Annotated in this window: 5 protein-coding genes; all 5 read left to right on the top strand. The window is 72.8% G+C overall.

Annotation, left to right across the window (positions count from 1 at the left end; all coding sequences use genetic code 11):
- On the top strand, positions 1–434 hold a 434-nt coding region (locus tag HW577_RS22460), incomplete at its 5' end, for a hypothetical protein (protein WP_198378343.1).
- A gap of 211 nt (positions 435–645) precedes the next feature.
- Positions 646–1,290: a Hint domain-containing protein gene (locus HW577_RS22465; protein ID WP_269769587.1), complete on the top strand. Its 645-nt coding sequence runs from the start codon at positions 646–648 to the stop codon at positions 1,288–1,290.
- Positions 1,291–1,428: 138 nt separating this feature from the next.
- Positions 1,429–2,616, top strand: a complete 1,188-nt coding sequence (gene metK / locus HW577_RS22470; RefSeq protein ID WP_198378345.1) for a methionine adenosyltransferase — start codon at positions 1,429–1,431, stop codon at positions 2,614–2,616.
- 131 nt (positions 2,617–2,747) lie between these two features.
- Positions 2,748–3,473 (top strand): tRNA (guanine(46)-N(7))-methyltransferase TrmB, encoded by a 726-nt coding sequence (trmB, locus tag HW577_RS22475; RefSeq protein ID WP_198378346.1) that lies wholly within the window; start codon positions 2,748–2,750, stop codon positions 3,471–3,473.
- A 76-nt stretch (positions 3,474–3,549) separates the two neighbouring features.
- A partial coding sequence (locus HW577_RS22480; protein WP_198378347.1) for an SDR family NAD(P)-dependent oxidoreductase occupies positions 3,550–3,715 on the top strand: 166 nt, incomplete at its 3' end.

Here is a 3,715-nt window from a genome sequence, read left to right on the forward strand (position 1 = left end):
CCGAGTTCGCCGCCCCGCGGCCCGAAGGCAGCGGCGCCGCCGCCGACGCGGCGCGCGACGGCCTTGTCGCGGCCTGGCGGGCGCAGTTCGCGACGCTCAGCCTGGAGCGCCGACGCATCGCGCCCGCGGAGGACTTCCCGATGCCGGTCGAAGGCTCGGCCACGGGCGGCCGCTGCCGGCCGGAAGGCACCTCCGCAATCGGCGGGCGGGCGGTGCTGGTCGCGCGCTGCGGGGTCGAGCTCGCGGGGCGGCTGCGCGGCAGCGGCACGACGATGCAGGTGGCGATCTCCGCGCGGCTCGCGATAGACACCGCGACCGGCATGGTCGCGGCGCAGGGCTACGCCACCCGGATGGAGACCTTCACGGACATCGCCGGCGGCGGGCGGCGCTCAAGCGGCGTGGTCGTCACGCCGTCCCGCGTGCTGCTGGAGTAGCGGCGCGCGAGGCGCGGGACCGGCCATTCGCCGTGGCCCGGTCGTCCTCTGGTACCCGTCGGCGCGCCGAGGCGGGACCCCAGCCTGATCAACAAGAAGTTAACACCAGCGCAGGGCACCGCGGCTTTTCGGCGCCACGGCGAGACACCATCCTGATGGCCGGGGCATTGATGGGTGGTGGGACGTGGCGATGACCATGGCTCGAACTGGCATGCCCTGGCCGGATGACGGCGCGATCGGGGCGTGCACGGGCTTCGCTGCGGAAACGCGGATCGCAACCATGCGCGGCGAGGTGCGCGCTGCGGCGTTACGGCCGGGCGACCTTCTGATGTCGGCGCGGAACGGCACCCCGCCGGTGCCGGTCGCCTGGGTCGGGCGGCGGAGCATCGACATCGCACGCCACCGGCGCCCGGCGCTGGTCGCGCCGGTGCGCATCGCCGCCGGGGCGCTGGCGGAAGGCGTGCCCTGCCGCGACCTTCTGCTGGCGCCGGGCCATGCGCTGCTGCTCGCCGGGCGGCTGGTGCCGGCGGTGCTGCTGGTGAACGGGCGGAGCATCGTACAGGAACCGGTCTGGCGCGGCATTGCCTATGTACAGGTGGAATTGCCCGCGCACGGGGTGCTGCTGGCCGAAGGCGCGGCGGTCGAATCCTATATCGATGAGGATGACCGGCGGCATTTCGGCGATGCGGGGCTGCGCTGGCGGATCGAGCGCATGCTCTCCGCCCGCGGCAACGGCCGCTACGATGCCGGCGCCTGCCTGCCGGTGCTGCGCGACGGCCCTTCGCTGCTGCCACTGCGCGCGAGACTTGCCGCGCGGGCGGAGGCGATCGCCCCGACCACACGCGAAGTCGCCTGACCGAAAGGGCCGGGGACCGTCCGGCCCGGCTTGACCCCGCCACACCCCCTTGCCATACGCCCCCGTCCCGGATCCTCCGGGCCCAGCCTGCCGGGGCTTCCCGCCGGCGTTTCCCGCGACAAGAGGCCGAACCAAGCCATGCGCGATACCGGCGAATACCTCTTCACGTCCGAATCCGTCTCCGAAGGGCATCCGGACAAGGTGGCGGACCGCATCTCCGACACCGTGCTCGACGCGTTCCTCAGCGCCGACCCCTATTCCCGCGTCGCCTGCGAGACGCTGGTCACGACCAACCGTGTCGTGCTGGCCGGCGAAGTGCGCGGCCCCGGCTCGGTCACGCCCGAATACCTGATGCACCTTGCCCGCCTCGCCATCCACGACATCGGCTACGAGCAGGAAGGCTTCCACTGGCAGAACGCCGAGATCGCCTGCCACCTGCACGCCCAGTCCGCGCACATCGCGCAGGGCGTGGACGCCGCCGGTAACAAGGATGAAGGCGCCGGCGACCAGGGGATCATGTTCGGCTACGCCTGCACCGAGACGCCGGAGCTGATGCCCGCGCCGCTCTACTACGCGCACCTCGTCCTGCGCCGCATCAGCGAGATGCGCCGCAACGGCGACGTCGCCGTGAAGGGCCTGCTGCCCGACGCCAAGTCGCAGGTCACGCTGCGCTACGTGGACGGCAAGCCGGTCGGCGCCACCTCCGTCGTCGTCTCGACCCAGCATGTCGAGGGGCTGGAGCAGGCCGAGATCAAGCGCATCCTGCGCCCGATCGTCGAAAGCACGCTGCCCAAGGGCTGGATGTGCCCAGACAACGAGTTCTACGTGAACCCGACCGGCAAGTTCGTCATCGGCGGGCCGGACGGCGATTGCGGCCTGACGGGCCGGAAGATCATCGTCGACACCTATGGCGGCGCGGCCCCGCATGGCGGCGGCGCGTTCAGCGGCAAGGACCCGACCAAGGTCGACCGGTCGGCCGCCTATGCCGCGCGCTATGTCGCGAAGAACGTCGTCGCGGCGGGCCTCGCGGACAAGTGCACCATCCAGGTGTCCTACGCGATCGGCGTGTCCAAGCCGCTCTCGGTCTACTTCGATCTCCACGGCACGGGGCGCGACATCGACGAGGTGAAGCTCGCGAAGGTCATCGACGGCCTCGTGAACCTCTCCCCGCGCGGCATCCGGGAGCATCTGCACCTGAACCGCCCGATCTACGTGCCGACTTCCGCCTACGGCCATTTCGGCCGCACGCCGGATGCCGAGAAGGGCACCTTCACCTGGGAGAAGACCGACCTGGTGGATGAGCTGAAGCGGGCCTTCGGGCGGTAATTCGCCGCCTGCGGATGTCGGGCGCGCGACCCGCGCGCCTGGCGTCCGCGCCCGGCCCGCACCGCGGGCTGCACGCACACCCAGGAGGGCGGCGCCACGGCGTCGCCCCTTTTTCGTTGGCAGGTAGCGCGATGACCGCCGACCGTCCCCCCCTCGCCGAAGGCGTCCCGGACCGGCTCTATGGCCGCCGCCGCGGTCATCCGCTGCGGCCGCGACAGGAAAGGCTGCTCTCCCTCGCCCTGCCGCGCATCCGCCTGACGGCGGCCGAGGCCGCACAGGCGCCCGCGCTCTTCCAGGGCGCCAAGGACCTGTGGCTCGAAGCCGGCTTCGGCGGCGGGGAACACACGCTCGCGCTGCGTGCGGCGCATCCCGGGATCGCGCTGATCGCCTCCGAGGTGTTCGAGAACGGCCTGTGTTCCCTGCTCACGCGCCTGGTGCCGGAGGGCGAGGAAGCGACCGCCCCCGTGCCCGAGCGGCTCCGCCTCTGGCCCGAGGATGCGCGCCACCTGCTCGGGCTGCTGCCGGCGGACGCGCTCGGCCGCCTCTACCTCATGTTCCCCGACCCCTGGCCGAAGGCGCGGCATGCGAAGCGCCGCTTCGTCCAGCCGGCGACGCTGCCCGCGGTCGCCCGCGCGCTGCGCCCGGGCGCGGAATGGCGCATAGCCTCGGACGACCCGACCTACCAGGCCTGGGTGGAGGAGGTGCTGCTGTCCGGCCAGCGCTTCTTCACGCTCGCCTCCGAGGCCCGCGGCGCGCGTCCCGAGGGCTGGTTCGCGACGCGCTACGAGGCGAAGGCGATCCGCGAGGGCCGCACGCCGCGCTACTGGACCTTCCGCCGCACCGACGCGCCGGCGTGACGCTGCCCTGCGCGCCGAAGGTCTCACACGACCCTGCCCGGTGTAGGCTGGCGCGCGGATCGGGCAGAGGGACGCCATGGACATCGACGGCATCGCGGCGCTGGTGACGGGTGCGGGCTCCGGCCTCGGTGCCGCGACGGCCGAGGCGCTGGCCGCCGCCGGCGCGCGCGTGGTGGGCATGGACCTGAACGCGGAGGGCCTCGCCGCGCTGGCCGCGCGCTGCGGCGTGACGACCGTCGCGG

The sequence above is a fragment of the Neoroseomonas rubea genome, assembly GCF_016106015.1.
Taxonomy (GTDB): domain Bacteria; phylum Pseudomonadota; class Alphaproteobacteria; order Acetobacterales; family Acetobacteraceae; genus Neoroseomonas; species Neoroseomonas rubea.